The organism is Burkholderia sp. GW821-FHT14F03, from assembly GCF_058803765.1.
The window spans coordinates 132,590-149,317 of record NZ_JBXAPG010000002.1 but is presented as its reverse complement, the minus strand read 5'-3'; the positions used below and the strand labels follow the sequence as shown (position 1 = coordinate 149,317).

The 16,728-nt window shown below is 67.6% G+C and carries 16 protein-coding genes; 6 read left to right on the top strand and 10 right to left on the bottom strand.

Going from position 1 to position 16,728, the window contains the following annotated elements; all coding sequences use genetic code 11:
- Positions 1-259: 259 nt before the first annotated feature.
- Entirely contained in the window at positions 260-799 is a 540-nt protein-coding gene (locus AC1RQF_RS02205; RefSeq protein ID WP_492871208.1) for a cytochrome b, read from the top strand.
- A 408-nt stretch (positions 800-1,207) separates the two neighbouring features.
- Here the strand turns inward: AC1RQF_RS02205 and AC1RQF_RS02200 are convergent, their stop codons facing one another.
- Positions 1,208-1,405: a hypothetical protein gene (locus tag AC1RQF_RS02200; protein WP_492871206.1), complete on the bottom strand. Its 198-nt coding sequence runs from the start codon at positions 1,403-1,405 to the stop codon at positions 1,208-1,210.
- A gap of 346 nt (positions 1,406-1,751) precedes the next feature.
- Between AC1RQF_RS02200 and AC1RQF_RS02195 the strand changes: the two genes are divergently transcribed.
- Positions 1,752-2,090 (top strand): DUF4148 domain-containing protein, encoded by a 339-nt coding sequence (locus AC1RQF_RS02195; RefSeq protein WP_273997424.1) that lies wholly within the window; start codon positions 1,752-1,754, stop codon positions 2,088-2,090.
- A 180-nt stretch (positions 2,091-2,270) separates the two neighbouring features.
- Here the strand turns inward: AC1RQF_RS02195 and hydA are convergent, their stop codons facing one another.
- The 5 genes from hydA to AC1RQF_RS02170 form a co-directional block, all read right to left on the bottom strand.
- Positions 2,271-3,737: a dihydropyrimidinase gene (gene hydA, locus AC1RQF_RS02190; protein ID WP_492871205.1), complete on the bottom strand. Its 1,467-nt coding sequence runs from the start codon at positions 3,735-3,737 to the stop codon at positions 2,271-2,273.
- Positions 3,734-5,257 (bottom strand): NCS1 family nucleobase:cation symporter-1, encoded by a 1,524-nt coding sequence (locus tag AC1RQF_RS02185; RefSeq protein ID WP_492871204.1) that lies wholly within the window; start codon positions 5,255-5,257, stop codon positions 3,734-3,736. The genes hydA and AC1RQF_RS02185 overlap by 4 nt, the downstream gene beginning before the upstream one ends.
- 33 nt (positions 5,258-5,290) lie before the next feature.
- Complete coding sequence (preA, locus tag AC1RQF_RS02180; RefSeq protein ID WP_492871203.1) at positions 5,291-6,553, bottom strand: NAD-dependent dihydropyrimidine dehydrogenase subunit PreA; 1,263 nt, start codon at positions 6,551-6,553, stop codon at positions 5,291-5,293.
- Positions 6,554-6,605: 52 nt separating this feature from the next.
- Positions 6,606-7,958 (bottom strand): NAD(P)-dependent oxidoreductase, encoded by a 1,353-nt coding sequence (locus tag AC1RQF_RS02175; protein WP_492871202.1) that lies wholly within the window; start codon positions 7,956-7,958, stop codon positions 6,606-6,608.
- A gap of 109 nt (positions 7,959-8,067) precedes the next feature.
- A complete protein-coding gene (locus tag AC1RQF_RS02170; protein ID WP_273997417.1) occupies positions 8,068-9,333 on the bottom strand; it encodes a Zn-dependent hydrolase in 1,266 nt (421 codons plus the stop codon).
- A gap of 648 nt (positions 9,334-9,981) precedes the next feature.
- On the opposite strand from AC1RQF_RS02170, the gene AC1RQF_RS02165 reads away from it, so the two are divergent.
- On the top strand, positions 9,982-10,104 hold the full coding sequence (locus AC1RQF_RS02165) for a hypothetical protein (RefSeq protein WP_059573278.1): 123 nt from the start codon (positions 9,982-9,984) through the stop codon (positions 10,102-10,104).
- Positions 10,105-10,165: 61 nt separating this feature from the next.
- Positions 10,166-11,119, top strand: a complete 954-nt coding sequence (locus AC1RQF_RS02160; protein WP_273997415.1) for a CgnE/CgnB domain-containing protein — start codon at positions 10,166-10,168, stop codon at positions 11,117-11,119.
- 22 nt (positions 11,120-11,141) lie between these two features.
- Here the strand turns inward: AC1RQF_RS02160 and AC1RQF_RS02155 are convergent, their stop codons facing one another.
- On the bottom strand, positions 11,142-11,657 hold the full coding sequence (locus AC1RQF_RS02155) for a GNAT family N-acetyltransferase (protein ID WP_492871200.1): 516 nt from the start codon (positions 11,655-11,657) through the stop codon (positions 11,142-11,144).
- Positions 11,658-11,867: 210 nt separating this feature from the next.
- Between AC1RQF_RS02155 and AC1RQF_RS02150 the strand changes: the two genes are divergently transcribed.
- On the top strand, positions 11,868-12,572 hold the full coding sequence (locus tag AC1RQF_RS02150; protein ID WP_492871199.1) for a TetR/AcrR family transcriptional regulator: 705 nt from the start codon (positions 11,868-11,870) through the stop codon (positions 12,570-12,572).
- A 22-nt stretch (positions 12,573-12,594) separates the two neighbouring features.
- Here AC1RQF_RS02150 and AC1RQF_RS02145 read toward each other — a convergent pair whose 3' ends face one another.
- Both AC1RQF_RS02145 and AC1RQF_RS02140 read right to left on the bottom strand, forming a co-directional pair.
- On the bottom strand, positions 12,595-13,911 hold the full coding sequence (locus AC1RQF_RS02145; protein WP_273997412.1) for an MFS transporter: 1,317 nt from the start codon (positions 13,909-13,911) through the stop codon (positions 12,595-12,597).
- A gap of 105 nt (positions 13,912-14,016) precedes the next feature.
- The gene (locus tag AC1RQF_RS02140) at positions 14,017-15,204 is read right to left on the bottom strand and encodes a M20 aminoacylase family protein (protein ID WP_492871198.1); all 1,188 of its coding nucleotides are present in this window, start codon (positions 15,202-15,204) and stop codon (positions 14,017-14,019) included.
- Between the two features lie 297 nt (positions 15,205-15,501).
- On the opposite strand from AC1RQF_RS02140, the gene AC1RQF_RS02135 reads away from it, so the two are divergent.
- Positions 15,502-15,984 (top strand): aminoacyl-tRNA deacylase, encoded by a 483-nt coding sequence (locus AC1RQF_RS02135; protein ID WP_492871196.1) that lies wholly within the window; start codon positions 15,502-15,504, stop codon positions 15,982-15,984.
- 87 nt (positions 15,985-16,071) lie between these two features.
- On the opposite strand, the gene AC1RQF_RS02130 is transcribed toward AC1RQF_RS02135, so the two are convergent.
- Entirely contained in the window at positions 16,072-16,689 is a 618-nt protein-coding gene (locus AC1RQF_RS02130; RefSeq protein WP_273997409.1) for a TetR/AcrR family transcriptional regulator, read from the bottom strand.
- Positions 16,690-16,728: the final 39 nt, after the last annotated feature.

Below are 16,728 nucleotides of genomic sequence, written 5' to 3'. Positions count from 1 at the left end.
CTCGCCTGTCGCGACGTGCGCGGCGCGCTTGATGGGGAAATCGGCAGGAGGACAGGAAATCGACCGCGGCGGGGATCACGGCCGGCCTGGAAGCGCCGGTCCCGCGATGCGCTTCCGACGGGCGCGCCGCAATGAAAATGATGGGAATAAATTCGGCCGAGGAGCGGTTTGACAGGGTGCCGCCACGCCGTTTGCCATGTCCATCGACCCGGCGCGCGAGGTTCCGTCCATTTCACCATTCTTGAAAGCGAGGTCGCCCATGTCCCCCGCCAGCAATGCCGCCTACACGCGCTTTTCCGTCGTCATGCACTGGTCCATCGCGCTCCTGATCCTGTTGAACCTGATGATCGGGCTCTACATGGATACCTTCCCGCACAACTCGCCTCAATTCAACGGCATCCTGTTCTATCACGCGTCGATCGGCAGCCTGATCTTCATGCTGACGATCCCCCGCCTGGTGTGGCGCTTCACGCATACCCCGCCGGCCCTGCCTTCCAGCGTGCCGACCTGGCAGGCGCGGGCGGCGGGCACCTTGCACGGCATCCTGTACGTGCTGCTGTTCCTCGTACCGCTCGCAGGCTACGTGCACCGCCTGGCGGGCGCGCATCCGGTCAGCTTCTTCGGGTTGGTGAATCTGCCCGTCTTCATCGGCCGCGACGAACCGCTGCGCCTGCTGACCGACACGCTGCATCGCGCCTTGGTGCTGACGCTCGCGCTGTTGCTGGTCGCGCATATCGGCGCCGCGTTGAAGCACAAGTTCGTCGATCGCGACGGCGTGGCAGGGCGCATGGGTATTTGATCCGTGGGCAGCCCCGCCTGGATCGGCGCGATCGGGCGGCGAGTGGGAAATCACAAGTTCAATGGCTCGGCGTCGACTCGCCGGTGGCCTTCGGTCGCGGGCCGACGCGAGCTTCAGATTTCCTGCAAACCGCGCGACGCATGACTTCATGCCGCGGCTCGCTGCGCTGCGTCCAGCGTCGCCGGTCGTCATCGCATGATCCGCATGCACGCGCCGGCCTTGATGGGCATTCAGCGCCGCTGCGGCACTCCGTCAAAGCCGTAACGGACAGATCGACGACGTCGGGCGGAAACGTCACGCCGCGCACGTGGCAAGCGTGCGGCAAGACCGCTTTCCAAATACGGGCGCCCAGTTCATGCCTGTCGGCAGCGTCTGACTGTCGACCTTTGCGTCAGCAATCCACGATCCTCACGCCCAAACCCGCGCACCGCAGCGCCGACGGCGAAGCTTGGTCGCCGTGATACGTCGTGCGTCGCGATGCGCCGGCTTGATCAGCACGATGCGCTCTTCCGGCACGCGGAACAAGGCAGGCGCGGCGGCATCGACGAACCACGGGGCATTCGGATCGAGACTGAGCTTACCCGCCGGTATCGCGTCCCAATCCACCCATGCTCAATACCCTGTCGCGCTGCCAAACATCGTCCGGCGCATCGCGCGCACAAGATTCATGGGTCGCGTATGCCGGGCTTCCGTCACGCCATCGCGCGACGAACGACAACGCAACGCCGCCACTGGAATAAACACTCCCCGGGCCGAGTATTACGTCATGAGAGCGCGACAGATGACGGCAACAGTCCATCGTCTTCCCGCCTCGCATTGAGTCAGGTGATGAAAAGGAAACAGCCGGACCGGCGTTCAGCCTCGCGGCCCGGCCGATCCGAAGGTGCGCCGCCGGGTGTCTTGCCCAACGCCAACCGGATCATCACGCCTTCAAATTAAACTGGAGTCCGAAATGAACACGCGAAACCTCATCGCATCCACGATGCTCGTTGCCGGCGCAAGCCTTGCCGTCTGCGCATCGGCGCAGGAAGTGACCCGGGCGCAGGTGCGCCAGGAACTGATCGAGGCGCAGCACAACGGCCTGAATTTCGTGACCGACGCGTCGTATCCCGACGTCTCGCCGAGCCTGGCAAGCCAGGCGGCCTGGTACAAGCAGCAGAACGGCGGCGGCATGGGCGCCGCCATGACGGGCATGAGCGAAAGCGGACGCGGCAAGCTTCAAACGTCGCCGTCCGGCTCGCCGGCCTGCGTCGGGCCGGCCAGCTTCTGCAACATCTATTCGGGCTCGTGAGCCGCGCAAGCGGTCGCGCATCCCTTCGCGAGCGCGATGCGGCAGACGGGAGCCGACTCCCCGGAGCACGGCCGCCGATCCGATCCGCATCGCGCGAGCATCCCGGCCCAGTGCACGCCGTCCGAGCGCCGCGCCCGACGCAGGATACCCGGCGCGGCACCCGCCGAAAGACCGAAGGCGCTACGCCGCGTCGCCCTCGCGCCGCACCGGCTCGACCTGATGCAAACGCTGCTGCGTGCGCAGCGCATCAAAATACCCGGGGTTCGCCGGCCGCTCCAGATAGCGCCCCACGCCGCGCTGCGCGCGCAGTTCGCCGTTCGCCCAAGCCAGCTCGCCCTGCGACACCGTATGCGACGGGACGCCGCGCACCGTCATGCCCTCGAACACATTGAAATCGACCTTCTGGTGATGCGTCTTCACCGAGATCGTGCGCGTCGCCTGCGGATCCCAGACAACGAGATCGGCATCCGCGCCGACCGCCACCACGCCCTTGCGCGGATACAGGTTGAAAATCTGCGCCGCATGCGTCGAGGTCACGCGCACGAACTCGTTCGGCGTGAGCCGCCCGGTGTTCACGCCCTGATCCCACAGAATCGCCATCCGGTCCTCCACGCCGCCGCACCCGTTCGGAATCCGACTGAAATCGTCGCGACCCATCGCCTTCTGCGACGCGCAGAATACGCAATGATCGGTCGCGGTCGTATGCAGGTTGCCCGACTGCAAGCCGCGCCACAGCGCATCGCGATGCTCCTGCGTGCGGAACGGCGGGCTCATCACGTGCGCGGCCGCGCGGTTCCAGTCCGGATCGCGGTACACCGCTTCGTCGATCACGAGATGCCCGGCCAGCACCTCGCCGAACACGCGCTGGCCTTCCGCGCGCGCGCGCACGATCGCCTCCAGCGCCTCCTTGGCCGACACGTGCACGATGTACACCGGCACGCCGAGCACCTGCGCGATCCGGATCGCGCGGTTCGCCGCCTCGCCCTCGACCGCCGGCGGACGCGACAACGGATGGGCGTCCGGCCCCGTGATGCCGCGCGCGAGCAAGGCCCGCTGCAGCTGGAACACGAGCTCGCCGTTCTCCGCGTGCACGGTCGGCAGCGCGCCCAGCTCGAACGCGCGCGCGAAGCTGTTCACGAGAATCTCGTCGTCCGCCATGATCGCGTTCTTGTACGCCATGAAGTGCTTGAAGCTCGACACGCCATGCTCGTGCACGAGCGTGCCCATGTCGCGGTGCACCGATTCGTCCCACCAGGTCACGGCGACGTGGAAGCCGTAGTCGGCCGCCGCCTTCTCCGCCCAGCCGCGCCATTCGCGGAACGCATCCATCAGCGGCTGCTTCGGGTTCGGAATCACGAAATCGATGATCGACGTCGTGCCGCCCGCGAGGCCGGCCGCCGTGCCGGTATAGAAATCGTCGCTCGCGGTGGTGCCCATGAACGGCAGCTCCATGTGCGTGTGCGGATCGATCCCGCCCGGCATCACGTACTGGCCGCCCGCATCCACGATGGTCGCGCCCGCCGGCGCGTCGAGCCCGGGCCCGACCGCGAGGATCGTGCCGCCGTCCGCGCGCGCGGCGCACAGCACGTCCGCGCGGTAGCTCTGGTTCGCGTCGACGACCGTGCCGCCTCGAATCAATATCGTCATGATGTCTCCTGGTGGAACGGGTTGCCCGCCTCGCGCGCGCGGCAGCCGGCGGCCAGCATCAGCACGCCGTAGACGGCCGCCGCGATCGCGAGCCCGACGAACCACGCATAGGTGTACAGATGCCGGAACAGCGCCGGCACGCCCGGAAACGCGCCGGGAAACGCCTCGTGCAAAAAGCCGGGCAGGTTGGGCAGCACGCCGAGCACGAGCGCCGCGACCGCCGCGAGGTTCCAACCGCCCGCGTACGCATACGCGCCGCGCGGCTCGAACAGCTGCGCGACGTCGATCCGGGTGCGCCGGATCGCGAAATAGTCGACCACCATGATGCCGGCGACCGGGCCGAGCAGCGCCGAATAGCCGATCAACCAGGTGAAGATGTAGCCTTCCGTGGTCGCGAGGATCTTCCACGGCATCATCGCGACCGCGAGGCCGGCCGTGATGAGCCCGCCCGTGCGGTACGACACCGCGCGCGGCCACAGGCTCGAAAAGTCATAGGCCGGCCCGACCAGGTTGGCGGCGAGATTGCAGCACATGGTGTCGAGCGTGAGGATCACGAGCGCGATACCGACGCCGATGCCCTCCATGCGGCTCGCGAGATCGATCGGATCCCAGATCGCCTTGCCGTAGATCACCACGGTCGCCGAGGTCACGACCACCGAGACCACCGACAGCAGCGCCATCGGGATCGGCAGCCCGAGGCTCTGGCCGATCATCTGGTCGCGCTGCGAGCGCGCGAAGCGCGTGAAATCGGGGATGTTGAGCGCGAGCGTGGCCCAGAAGCCCACCATCGCGGTCAGGCCGGGCCAGAAGGTCGCCCAGAACTGGCCGGCCTTGCGGCCGCCCGCGACGAACCGCGACGGTTGCGCGAGCATCGATCCGACGCCGCCCGCCTTCGAGCACGCCCATGCGACCAGCACCGCGCACATCACGATCTTGATCGGCGCGGACCAGCTTTCGAGCCAGCGGATCGACTCGGTGCCACGGATCACGAAATAGAGCTGCAGCGCCCAGAAGCCGAGGAAGCACGCAAGCTGGCCGGCCGTAATGCCGAGCAGCGGCAGCGCGGGGCCGTGCAGCGCATTGCCGGTCAGGATGTTGAGCAGCGTGTAGATCGCGCTGCCGCCGAGCCAGGTCTGGATCCCGTACCAGCCGCACGCGACCACCGCGCGCAACAGCGCCGGCAGCTTCGCGCCCTGCGTGCCGAACGAAGTGCGCACCAGCACGGCATAGGGAATGCCGTACTTCGCGCCCGCGTGGCCGATCAGGATCATCGGCGCCAGCACGATCAGGTTGCCGAGCAGCACGGTCAGCACCGCCTGCACCGGCGACATGCCCTGGTCGGTGAGTCCCGCCGCGAGCATGTACGAGGCGATGTTCATCACCATCCCGACCCACAGCGCCGCGAAATGGTGCCAGCGCCAGGTGCGCTGCGCGACGCCCGTCGGCGCGAGGTCGTCGTTGAAGAGGCCGCCCGCCGCGCTCGGCGCGGGACGTTCGTCGGAAATCGCCGGAATGCTCATGTGCCGCTCCCTGCCGGGCGGGCCGGACGGCCGCTAGGCCGCGCGCGCCGGATTGTTCGGATGCGTCGTCCAGTTGGAATACGCGCCGTGGTCGACCCGCTCCATCGTGATGCACGAATCGACCGGACAAACATGCAAGCACAAATTGCACCCGACGCAGTTCGCATCGATCACCTCGAAGTGCCGCTTGCCGTCGCGCGTCGCCGTGATCGCCTGGTGCGAGGTGTCCTCGCATGCGATGTGGCACAGCCCGCACTGGATGCAGCGCGCCTGATCGATGCGCGCCTTGATGTCGTATTGCAGGTTCAGGTACTGCCAGTCGGTGACGTTCGGCACCGCGCGGCCGCGGATCGCGTCGAGCGACGCATAGCCCTTCTCGTCCATCCAGTTCGACAGGCCGTCGATCATGTCGTCGACGATCCGGAAGCCGTAATGCATCGCGGCGGTGCAGACCTGAACCGAACCGGCGCCCAGCACGATGAACTCGGCCGCGTCGCGCCAGTTCGAAATGCCGCCGATGCCCGAGATCGGCAGGTTCGCGGTCAAGGGGTCGCGCGCGATCTCGGCCACCATGTTGAGCGCGATCGGCTTCACGGCCGGCCCGCAGTAGCCGCCGTGCGTGCCCTTGCCGTCGACGGTCGGGCACGGCGCCATCTGGTCGAGATCGACCGCGACGATCGAGTTGATCGTGTTGATCAGCGACACGCCGTCCGCGCCGCCCGCCCGCGCGGCGCGCGCGCTGACCCGGATGTCGCTGATGTTCGGCGTGAGCTTGACGAGACACGGCAGGCGGCTGCCTTCCTTGACCCAGCGCGTGACCATCTCCACGTACTCGGGCACCTGGCCGACCGCCGCGCCCATGCCGCGCTCGCTCATCCCGTGCGGGCAGCCGAAGTTCAGCTCGACCGCATCGGCGCCCGTATCCTCGACGCGCGGCAGAATCGATTTCCAGTCCTGCTCGTTGCACGGCACCATCAGCGAGACGATCAGCGCGCGGTCGGGCCAGTCCCGCTTGATCTGCGCGATCTCCTTCAGGTTCACCTCCAGCGGCCGGTCGGTGATCAGCTCGATGTTGTTGAGCCCGGCGATCCGCTGGCCGTTGAACGAGGTCGCGCCGTAACGCGAACTCACGTTGACCACGTGCGGATCGAGGCCGAGCGTCTTCCACACGACCCCGCCCCAACCTGCCTCGAATGCGCGATTGACGTTGTAGGCCTTGTCGGTCGGCGGCGCGGACGCGAGCCAGAACGGATTCGGGGAATGGATACCGGCAATCGTGCAGCGCAGATCGGCCATGACGGACCTCCTGGATCCTGGAAAATGTCGGAACGCGAGCGGTGCGTGCGCGTCAGGCGCGAAGCCGGCGATCGATCGCCTGCGCCGCGCGCTTGCCGTCCTGCACCGCCTGCACGGTCAGGTCGACGGCCCGGTGGTTGGTGCAATCGCCGCCCGCCCAGACGCCCTCGATCGAGGTCGCGCCGTCGGCGTCCACCACGATCCGGCCGCCGTCGAGCGCGAGCGCCGGCTCCGCGGCCGCGGGGCGCTGGCCGATCGCCTTGAGCACGACGTCCGCCTCGATGCGGATGCGTTCGCCGGTGCTGTCGAGCCCGCCGGCATCGGTTTCCCGGGTCACGTCGAACTCGACGGCGCATGCGCGCCCCGCGTCGCCGACGATGCGCACCGGCCGCGCCCATTCGAGCAGCACGACGCCGCTTTGCTGCGCGAATTCGCGTTCGGCCCAGGTCGCGCTCATGCGCTCGGCGCCGCGCCGGTACGCGATCGTCACCGACAGCGCGCCGAGCTTGCGGCTTTGCACCGCCGCATCGATCGCGGTATTGCCGCCGCCGATCACGACCACCCGGCGCCCGACCGGCAGGCGCGCGAGATCGTCGGCCTGCCGCACGGTCTCGATGAATTCGACCGCGTCGCGCACGCCATCCAGCTGCTCGCCTTCGATGCCGAGCGCGTTGACGCCGGCCAGGCCGAGGCCAAGGAACACCGCGTCGAACTGTCCGCGCAGCGCGCCGAGCGTGACGTCGCGGCCGAGCGCCTGCCCGGCGCGCCATTCGATGCCGCCGATCGACAACAGCCAGTCGATCTCGCGCTGGGCGAAACCGTCGACCGTCTTGTAGGCGGCGATGCCGTATTCGTTGAGGCCGCCCGCCTTCGCGCGCGCATCGAAGATCGTCACCTGATGCCCGGCGCGCGCCAATTCATGCGCGCAGGCGAGCCCCGCCGGCCCCGCGCCGATCACCGCGACGCGGCGTCCCGTGTCGGCCCCGCGCGTGAACAAGGGCGCGGCGCCCGCCTGCTCGCGCGCCATCTGCCAATCGGTCGCGTGCCGCTGCAGCGCTCCGATCGACACCGGTTCATGGTCCTGGTCGTTGCGCACGCAAGCGCCCTCGCACAGGATCTCGGTCGGGCATACGCGCGCGCACATGCCGCCGAGCGGATTCGCGGCCAGGATGTCGTGCGCCGCGCCGCGCAGGTTGCCGTTGCCGATCTTGCGGATGAAGCCGGGAATGTCGATGCCGGTCGGACAGGCCGCGATGCACGGCGCGTCGTAGCAGTAGTGGCAGCGGTCGGCGGCCACGCGGGCGGCGGCCGCATCGAGCGGCGGCGCGACGTCCACGAAATTGCAGGCGAGTTGCGTGGCCGACAGACGGCCCGGGGCGATATCGCCGGTGGCTTTCCAGGACATGGGGGACTCCTGTTGTCATCGTAGTGTCCGGACGCACGCGTCCGGCGTCCCGCCCGCCTGGGCAGGACACGGCAAAAGCTCGGAATTCCGCCGACGCGCGCCGCGCGGTTCAGCCCGGCTCGGCGGCGCGCTCCAGCATCGCGTGCAGCAGCACGTTCGCGCCCGCCTCGATCCACTCGGGCGTCGCGTCCTCGACTTCGTTGTGACTGATGCCGTCGATGCACGGCACGAACACCATCGACGTCGGCGCGACCTGCGCGAGATAGCACGCGTCATGGCCCGCGCCCGACACGATGTCGCGATGCGCGTAGCCGAAGCGCTCGGCCGCCGCGCGCACCGAGCGCACGCAGGCGGCATCGAACGCGATCGGCGCGTAGTAGAAGATCTGCTCGACCTGCGCATCGAGCCGCCCCTCGGCGGCGATCCGCGCAATGCCTGCGCGCAGCTCCGCGTCCATCTGCGCCAGCACGTCGTCCTGCGGATGGCGGAAGTCCACGGTGAAGAACACGCGCCCCGGAATCACGTTGCGCGAATTGGGGTGCACCTGCATCATGCCGACCGTTGCGCACGCAAGCGGTGCGTGGCGCAGGCCGATCTCGTTGACCAGCTGCACGACCCGCGACGCGCCGAGCAAGGCGTCGCGCCGGCGCGGCATCGGCGTCGGGCCCGCATGCGCCTCCTGCCCGGTCAGCACCACCTCGTACCAGCGCTGGCCCTGCGCGTCGGTCACGACGCCGATCGTGCGCGACTCGGCTTCGAGGATCGGCCCCTGCTCGATGTGCAGCTCGAACGCGGCGTGGATCGCGCGGCCGCCGCACGGCAGGTCGCCCGCATAGCCGATCCGCGCCAGTTCCTCGCCGATCGTCCTGCCGTCGACATCCTGGCGCGACAGCCCGTAGTCGAGCGTGAACACGCCCGCGAACACGCCGGATGCGACCATCGCGGGCGCGAAGCGCGAGCCTTCCTCGTTGGTCCAGATCACGGTTTCGATGGGGCGCGCGGTCTCGATGCCGAGGTCGTTCAGCGTGCGGATCACTTCGAGGCCGCCGAGCACGCCGTAGATGCCGTCGAAGCGGCCGCCCGTCGGCTGCGAATCCGCGTGCGAGCCGGTCATCACGGGCGGCAGCGCATCGTCGCGGCCGCGCCGGCGCATGAACACGTTGCCCATCCGGTCGACGCTCACCGTGCAGCCGGCCTCTTTCGCCCAGCCGACGATCAGGTCGCGCCCCGCCTTGTCGAGATCGGTGAGGGCAAGCCGGCAGACGCCGCCCTTGGGGGTCGCGCCGATCTTCGCCATCTCCATCAGGCTGTCCCACAGACGCCGGCCATTCACCTTGATCGATGCGGCCAGTGCGACTTCGGTCATCACAGTCATCTGCATCTCTCCTGCGCGCGTTTGCTACGCGCTTCTCGTGGCGGCGGCGGGGACCTACCGCATCGGACCGGCAAGCATGGTTCCCGGAGGAACGCGGCCGCCCGCACGGCCCTGATCGTTATTTGTCTTATGAAACAAGGGCGGCCCGCTGCTTGAATCCTGTCCGATTGGTCAGGTTATAGCGTATCGACATGTCGAATACAACGTGTCAAAAATCCGGATGCGGCGCTGCGCGAGAGATAGCACGCACGTTCGTGCTGAAACCATCGATATCGAATTCCAGGCGCCGACGCCGCATGAAAACCACCACGACCCGGCACGCCCCGATTCGAAACAATTCAACAAATTATTAATAATAAATCCATCTCACCCATTCACGCCGACTCACAATTCATTTCATGACATACAGCCGAAAATACATGAAAATCCTTATTAAACATCGGCATCCATCACACCCGATGCACAAAAAAACCCTTCATTTCCAGCTTGTTTAGCACTCAAAGATAAAAACGCTCACCCCGATTGCATTCAATAAATTCACCAAGTAATATCGAAAGCACCTGTAAGGCATTGGAAAAAATGCCAAGCAGGCGTGCCCTTGAGGCATTCATGTTGAATAACCCGGTTCACAACACCAGGAGAAGAGACATGCAGGAAAATCAGCAAATCGACTTGCTCGACTGGATGCAGGAAGACACCCATCCGCAAGCGGTCGACATGATGGTCGAGGACGCCGTGGTGCCGTTCGGCACCGCGCTGTGGCCGGTCTAAGCCACCCGTTCGACCAGGCGGAAGGGGCCGTGCTCCTTCCGCCGCTTCCGGAGACTTCCGCATGCTGAATCTGCATCGCGCGCTCGGCCATCACCCCGCGCTGCGCGACAAGCTCGCGCGCGGCGACCGGGGCCGGCTGCTGATCGGCTATGACGAGCGCAATCGCGACACGGCGCTGCGCGCGTTCGAGACGCTGCCCGCCACGTTCGACGCCGCCACCGTCAGCCTCGACGGCACCCCGCCCGCCGACACCCTCGCCGCACTCGATCGCGCCGATCTGATCGTGCTGCTGTACGACTCGTCCTGCCTGCCCACGCCGTCGCCGAACGGCCCGCCGTTCCTCGCCGCGATCCGGCCCGCGCTCGTCGAGCACTGGGAAAAATCGGTGTTGTTCAAGGATTACGGCCCGCATCTCGACGAAGCGTTCGCGGAGTCGCTCGACGAAATCGCCGCACGCAACCGCCGCCTGATCGATGCGGCCGCACAGGCCTCGCAGGTGCGCTTCATCGATGAGGCCGGCAACACGCTGACGGGCTCGCTCGCGCCCGACCAGAAATGGACCAGCGTGGACGGCATGGGCAATCTCGACGTGGTGCCCGGCGAAATCGCGACGCACGTCACCGACCTGCACGGCTCGATCGTGTTCAGCGGCACCTTCCTGAGCACCATTCCGTTCGCGGTGAAGTACAAGGTGGCCGAGCGGCTCGCGGTGCTGCACGTCGAAGCGAGCAGGGTCGTCGGCTTCGACACCGAACACGCGGGATTCCGGCAGGATTTCACGGCCTACCTCGACCGGCACGAGAATCATCGGCGAATCGAGGAGTTCGGCATCGGCACGAACCTCGGCATCAAGGGCCTGTACGGTCGCAATGCCGGTTTCGAGGAGCGGCACCCGGGCCTGCACCTCGGCCTCGGCGGCGGCGCGCAAGGCAGCCACCACCTCGACCTGATTTTCTCCAGCGGCACGTTGGCGCTCGATGAGCGCATCGTGTTCGACGGCCGCTTCACCCTCTGACGCGCCGCGATGCGCGCGCCCCTCAGGTCGCGCGCGTCGCCGGCTCGGCATCGCCGAGCCACTTGTACATCACGAAGATATCGACCAACCCGAAGCGCGCATGCCGGTACGCGCGCGGCACGCGGCCGACGATCTCGAAGCCCATCTTCTGCCACAGCGCGACTGCGGCCTCGTTCTTCTCGACCACCGAATTGAACTGCATCGCGAGAAAGCCCCGCTCGCGCGCGATCTGCTGCGAGTGCTCGCACATGCGGCTCGCGATCCCGCGCCCGCGCACCGCTTCGTCGACCATGTAGCCGCAGTTCGCGACATGATCGCCCGGCCCTTCCGCGTTGGCCTTCAGGAAGTACGAACCGACCAGCACGCCGTCGAGTTCCGCGACCCAGGTACAGAGCGGCGTGTCGATCCAGCGCGCGCACGCCGCCTCTTGCGTGAGCGCGGGGTCGTACGCATAGGTTTCCCGTGACTCCACCACCGATCGGTAGATCGGCCAGAGCGCCGGGAAATCCTCGTGGATCATGGGTCGAATCGTCAGCATGCGGGGCCTCGCGTTGGGATGGAAATAGAAATAAAGACGGCGATTCTATCCAGACGCACGCTGTTCCGCGTGAACGAATAATCGACCCGCCCGTCCGCCATCCCGGATGCACCCGCCGCCTGCGCGCCGTCGCCTACGCGCCGTCGCCTACGCGCCGTCTACAATACCCATACCGTTACCGGCCCCGGTCCCACTCTTTCCGCGAGCCTCATGCAAGACGACGATCCGACGATGTCCCCCCGCCCGCCCGCCGCGGCAGCGGCCGCGCCGGCCGCCGCGCGCCGCCGCAAGGCGCACATCCGCGAACTCAACGAGGCGCACCTGCTCGCCTGCGCGGAAGCCGTGTTCGCCGAACGCGGCTTCGAGGGCGCGAGCACCGCGCTGATCGCGGAACGCGCGGGCCTGCCGAAAGCCAACCTGCACTACTACTTCCCGACCAAGCTCGCGCTCTACTGGCGCGTGCTCGACGATCTCTTCGAGGACTGGCACCAGGCCGCGAACACCTTCGACGCCGGCGACGATCCGGTGACGGCGCTCGGCGGCTACGTGCGCGCGAAGATGGCGCTGTCGCGCCGCCGGCCGCTCGGCTCGAAGGTCTGGGCCAACGAGATCATCAGCGGCGCGACCCACATGCAGGACATTCTGCACGCGCGCGTGAAGCCTTGGATGGAAAGCCGCGTCGCGCTGATCGAGCACTGGATCGCGCGCGGCCTGCTCGAGCCGGTCGATCCGAAGACGCTGCTGTTCATGATCTGGGCGACGACCCAGCACTACGCGGACTTCGAGGCGCAGATCCAGGCGCTGGCCGGCAAGCGCGCGCTGGCCGACAGGGCGTTCGAGGCGACCACCGAGGAAGTCGTGCGGATGATCCTGCGCGCCTGCGGCGCGACCCGGCCCACGCCGCGCGACGACTGAACGCGCGCGGCGCGCCGCCGCCTCAGTCGAGCGTCTCGCCCGCCGTCTCGCGCAGCATCCCGACCGCCACCAGCGACGCCACCACGCATGCGGCGACGTAGCCCGCGGGCGCGAGCTTGCTGCCCGTGATCCGCACGAGCCAGGTCGCGACCAGTTGCGCGGTGCCGCCGAACAACGTGACGCTCAAGGCATAGGCGATCGAGATGCCGGTCGCGCGCACGCGGCGCGGGAACGACTCGCACATCAGCGCGAATTCCGATGCCGAGCCCATCGAATAGAACAGCAGCATCAGCGCGGTCAGCGGCATCACGACGAACAGCGACGGATAGTGATTCATCAGCATGAACGCGGGAAACAGCAGCGCGACCAGCACGCCGCGGCCGATGAAGATCGGCAGCCGGCGGCTGCCGATCCGGTCCGACAGCCAGCCGAACAGCGGGCACGTGACCAGCATCACGCAGCCCGACGCCACGCCGACGAACATCGACAGTTTCATCGGCAGGCCCAGCGTATGGATCGCGTAGGTCGGCATGTAGAAGGTCAGGATGTAGGTCGACACCGTGCCGCCCATCACCGTCAGCGTCAACAGCACCACGGTGCGCGCGTGGCGCGTGAACAGCTCGCGCAGCACGCCGTCGCCGACGCCGTGATGCTCGCCCGGGGCGTCGTCGGCGAGCCGCCGGCGCAGGTACATGCCGACCGGCGCGATCAGCACGCCGACCAGGAACGGAATGCGCCAGCCCCAGCTTTCGAGTGCGTCCTTCGTGAGCGTGTTCGACAGCAGCGCGGCGAAGCCCGATCCCATCAGGGCCGCGCCGCCCTGCGTCGCCAGCTGCCAGCTCGCGCGAAAGCCGCGCCGCGACACGCCACCCTGCTCGAGCAGCGTCGACGTCGCCGCGCCGAACTCCCCTCCCTGCGAGAAGCCCTGGATCAGGCGCGCGCTCACGATGATCAACGGCGCGAGCACGCCGATCTGCGCGTAGGTCGGCGCGAGCGCGATCATGCCGGTGCCGAGCGCCATCAGCATGATGGTCAGGTTCAAGGCCGCCTTGCGGCCCCTGCGGTCCGCGTACACGCCCAGCATCACGCTGCCGAGCGGCCGCGTGAAGAAGCCCGCCGCAAACGTCGCGACCGACAGCAGCAACGACGTCGTCGCATCGTCCGAGGGGAAATACAGCTTGCCGATCAGTACGGCGAAGAAACCGTAGACGGTGAAGTCGAAGAACTCCAGCCAGTTGCCGATCACGGCGGCGGCCACCGCGCCGCGCCGACGCGTGACCGCACGCGCCGGCGGCAGGGCGCCGGATTCGGCGGCGAGCGTCATGGGGTCGTGTTGCATCGTGTGTGTCTCCTTCGCGATCGCGCCGCCGCCGTGGTCCGGGCGCGGCGTCGCCTTGTCGTTTTATCGCTCCGTCGTTTCGTCACGCCGCCGCCGCGCGCCGCATCAACGGCCGAGATAGCGTTCGACGAGCCGGGTCCAGAACGCCGCGCCGATCGGCAGGTTGTGATCGTTGAAGTCGTAGTGCGGGTTGTGCACCATGCAGCCGTCCTCGCCCGCGCCGTTGCCGAGCCGCACGAACGCGCCGGGCCGCTGCTGCAGCATGAACGCGAAATCCTCGCTGCCCATCAGCAGGTCGGCCTGCTCGACCACCTTGTCCGCGCCGACCAGTTCCTTCGCGACCTGCGCGGCGAAATCGGTTTCCGCATCGCTGTTCACGACGACCGGATAACCCTCGATGTATTGGACCTCCACCCGCGCGCCATAGCTCGCGGCCTGCGCCTCGGCCAGCTCGACGATACGGCGCTTGAGCAGCGCGCGCACGTCGGGGCTGAACGAGCGCACGCTCAGTTCGAGGCGCGCGCGATTCGGGATCACGTTGTTCGCGGTGCCCGCGTGGATCGTGCCGACCGTCACCACCGCCGGCTGGGTCGGATCGACATTGCGCGCGACGATGGTCTGGAGCGCCATCACGATGCTCGCCGCGACGACCACCGGATCGACCGTGAGCTGCGGCCGCGCCGCGTGGCCGCCCACGCCTTCGATCTCGATGATCGCCTTGTCGCCCGCCGACATGAACGCGCCGCGACGCATCAGGAACACGCCCGGCTCCGCGCCGGGGTGGTTGTGCATGCCGAACACGGCGTCGCACGGGAAGCGCGTGAACAGGCCGTCGTCGATCATCTTTTTCGCGCCGCTGTCGACGCCGTGCTCTTCCGCGGGCTGGAAGTAGAGATGCACGGTGCCGGAGAAGCGGCGGGTTCGCGCGAGCTGCTGCGCCGCGCCGAGCAGCATCGTCGTGTGGCCGTCGTGGCCGCATGCGTGCATCTTGCCGTGGGTGGCGCTCGCGTACGGCAGGCCGGTCGCCTCGATGATCGGCAGCGCGTCCATGTCGGCGCGGATGCCGATGCTGCGCGCGCCGTCGCCCACCTTCAGCGTGCCGACCACGCCCGTCCGGCCGACGCCGCGCGTGACCTGCCAGCCCCACGCTTCGAGCCGCTCGGCGACGAGCGCCGCCGTGGCGACTTCCTCGTAGGCGAGTTCGGGGTGGCGGTGGATGTGGTGGCGAATCTCGCGCAGGCCGGCCGCGGCCGGCGCGAGATCGTCGATCTCGGTGAAACGTGTGTCGCTCATGGCGGGCTCCGTGGGGTGCTCGGGCATCCGGCGGCGGATGCGTGAAGCGGGCCACTATAGCCAGCCAAATCAACGTCAATAAGATGCGGAATTTTTCACTGCGATAAAGGATGTTTATCGGGGGTTATCCCTGGGGTTGAGCCGGGTGCGTCGACCTGTCTTGTGCAATGATGGGTCCGGCACGCGCGGCTCGGATTCTCGCGCCGTCGCACCGCGGCATGACTTCCCAACCAAGATCGCCCCTGAGAAATAGGGAACTGCCGACGGCCGCTCATGACATGCGAAGCGAGGACATCGATGGTCAAGGACGATACTGACAAAGCGCGTCGAGAGGCGGCCAGGCTCGGCGTCGCGATGGAGATCATTCCGCACGACACCAGCGGCAAGGCCACCGCGGACGCGGCGCTCGCCCTCGGCGTGGACGCCGGCCTCATCCTGAAGATGATGATTCTCGTCGACGAGAAGACCAGCGACAGCGCGGGCGTCCTGATCCGCGGCGATGAGCGCATCGATCAGAAAAAGCTGCGCGATGCGACCGGCCTGAAGAACCTGCGCTTCGCCAGCCCCGAGGAAGTCACCCGGATCACGGGATATGTGATCGGCGGCGTCCCGCCCATCGCCCTCGACCACTGCACCTACCGGGTGATCAGCCGGAGAGTCAGGGATGCCTCGTTCGTTTATGGTTCCGGCGGCAGCGAGTTCTGCGCGATGAAACTCGCGCCGGAGGAACTCGAGCGCATCGCCCGCGTGCAGTTCTGCGATGTCGGCGCAGACGGCTGAGCTTGCCGCCGGGCGGGCGGGATCCGGGAGCCGACCGCGGCGGCATGGCCGCGCGTGCCATTCCACGAAAGGCCGGGTGTGCGCGCCTCATCCCTCCCGCACCCGCTCCAGATACGCCCAGAACATCTCCGCCATCGCCTCGGCATAGACGTCGATTTCCGCCGGGGTCCGGGGCTGCTCCGAGAACTGCTTCCCCACCGCGCCGAACGTCGCCCCGATCAATTCGCCGGCCAGCACCCGGGCCGGCTCCGCCGCATCGGGCAGCACTTCCAACATGAACGCCTGGATCGTGCATCGACCCGACGCCCTCACCTCCTGCGTCTCCGGCGCATCCCGATAGAGCGGCGCGGCATCGCTGAGCGCGACGCGCATTTCCGCCTCCTCGCATTCCGAGCGGATGAACGCGCGCGTCAACGCGTGGAGACGCTCGCGCGGCGTCTTCTCCCGATCCTCGAGGATCTCGCGCAGCAGGTCGCCGGTCTCCCGCCACTCGTCGCTCTGCAAGCGGAACAGCAGCGCCGCCTTGTTCGGAAAATATTGATACAGCGAGCCGACGCTCACGCCGGCCTTCTCCGCCACCCGCGCCATCGTGAAGCGCGGCGCGCCTTCCTTCGCCAAAACCTGAATAGCCGCCTGCAGCACGTCCTCCACGAGACGGGTCGAGCGCGCCTGTTTGGGCTGTTTTCGCGAGGAAATCTGGGTCATGCGACGTTCGCTCATCGGGGGCCGCCAATGCGAATAGTA

Coding starts and splice junctions, on each gene's coding strand:
- AC1RQF_RS02205 (WP_492871208.1), top strand. CDS start 260: ATGTCCCCCGCCAGCAATGCCGCCTACACGCGCTTTTCCGTCGTCATG.
- AC1RQF_RS02195 (WP_273997424.1), top strand. CDS start 1,752: ATGAACACGCGAAACCTCATCGCATCCACGATGCTCGTTGCCGGCGCA.
- hydA (WP_492871205.1), bottom strand. CDS start 3,737: ATGACGATATTGATTCGAGGCGGCACGGTCGTCGACGCGAACCAGAGC.
- AC1RQF_RS02185 (WP_492871204.1), bottom strand. CDS start 5,257: ATGAGCATTCCGGCGATTTCCGACGAACGTCCCGCGCCGAGCGCGGCG.
- preA (WP_492871203.1), bottom strand. CDS start 6,553: ATGGCCGATCTGCGCTGCACGATTGCCGGTATCCATTCCCCGAATCCG.
- AC1RQF_RS02175 (WP_492871202.1), bottom strand. CDS start 7,958: ATGTCCTGGAAAGCCACCGGCGATATCGCCCCGGGCCGTCTGTCGGCC.
- AC1RQF_RS02170 (WP_273997417.1), bottom strand. CDS start 9,333: ATGACTGTGATGACCGAAGTCGCACTGGCCGCATCGATCAAGGTGAAT.
- AC1RQF_RS02165 (WP_059573278.1), top strand. CDS start 9,982: ATGCAGGAAAATCAGCAAATCGACTTGCTCGACTGGATGCAGGAAGAC.
- AC1RQF_RS02160 (WP_273997415.1), top strand. CDS start 10,166: ATGCTGAATCTGCATCGCGCGCTCGGCCATCACCCCGCGCTGCGCGAC.
- AC1RQF_RS02155 (WP_492871200.1), bottom strand. CDS start 11,657: ATGCTGACGATTCGACCCATGATCCACGAGGATTTCCCGGCGCTCTGG.
- AC1RQF_RS02150 (WP_492871199.1), top strand. CDS start 11,868: ATGCAAGACGACGATCCGACGATGTCCCCCCGCCCGCCCGCCGCGGCA.
- AC1RQF_RS02145 (WP_273997412.1), bottom strand. CDS start 13,911: ATGCAACACGACCCCATGACGCTCGCCGCCGAATCCGGCGCCCTGCCG.
- AC1RQF_RS02140 (WP_492871198.1), bottom strand. CDS start 15,204: ATGAGCGACACACGTTTCACCGAGATCGACGATCTCGCGCCGGCCGCG.
- AC1RQF_RS02135 (WP_492871196.1), top strand. CDS start 15,502: ATGGTCAAGGACGATACTGACAAAGCGCGTCGAGAGGCGGCCAGGCTC.
- AC1RQF_RS02130 (WP_273997409.1), bottom strand. CDS start 16,689: ATGACCCAGATTTCCTCGCGAAAACAGCCCAAACAGGCGCGCTCGACC.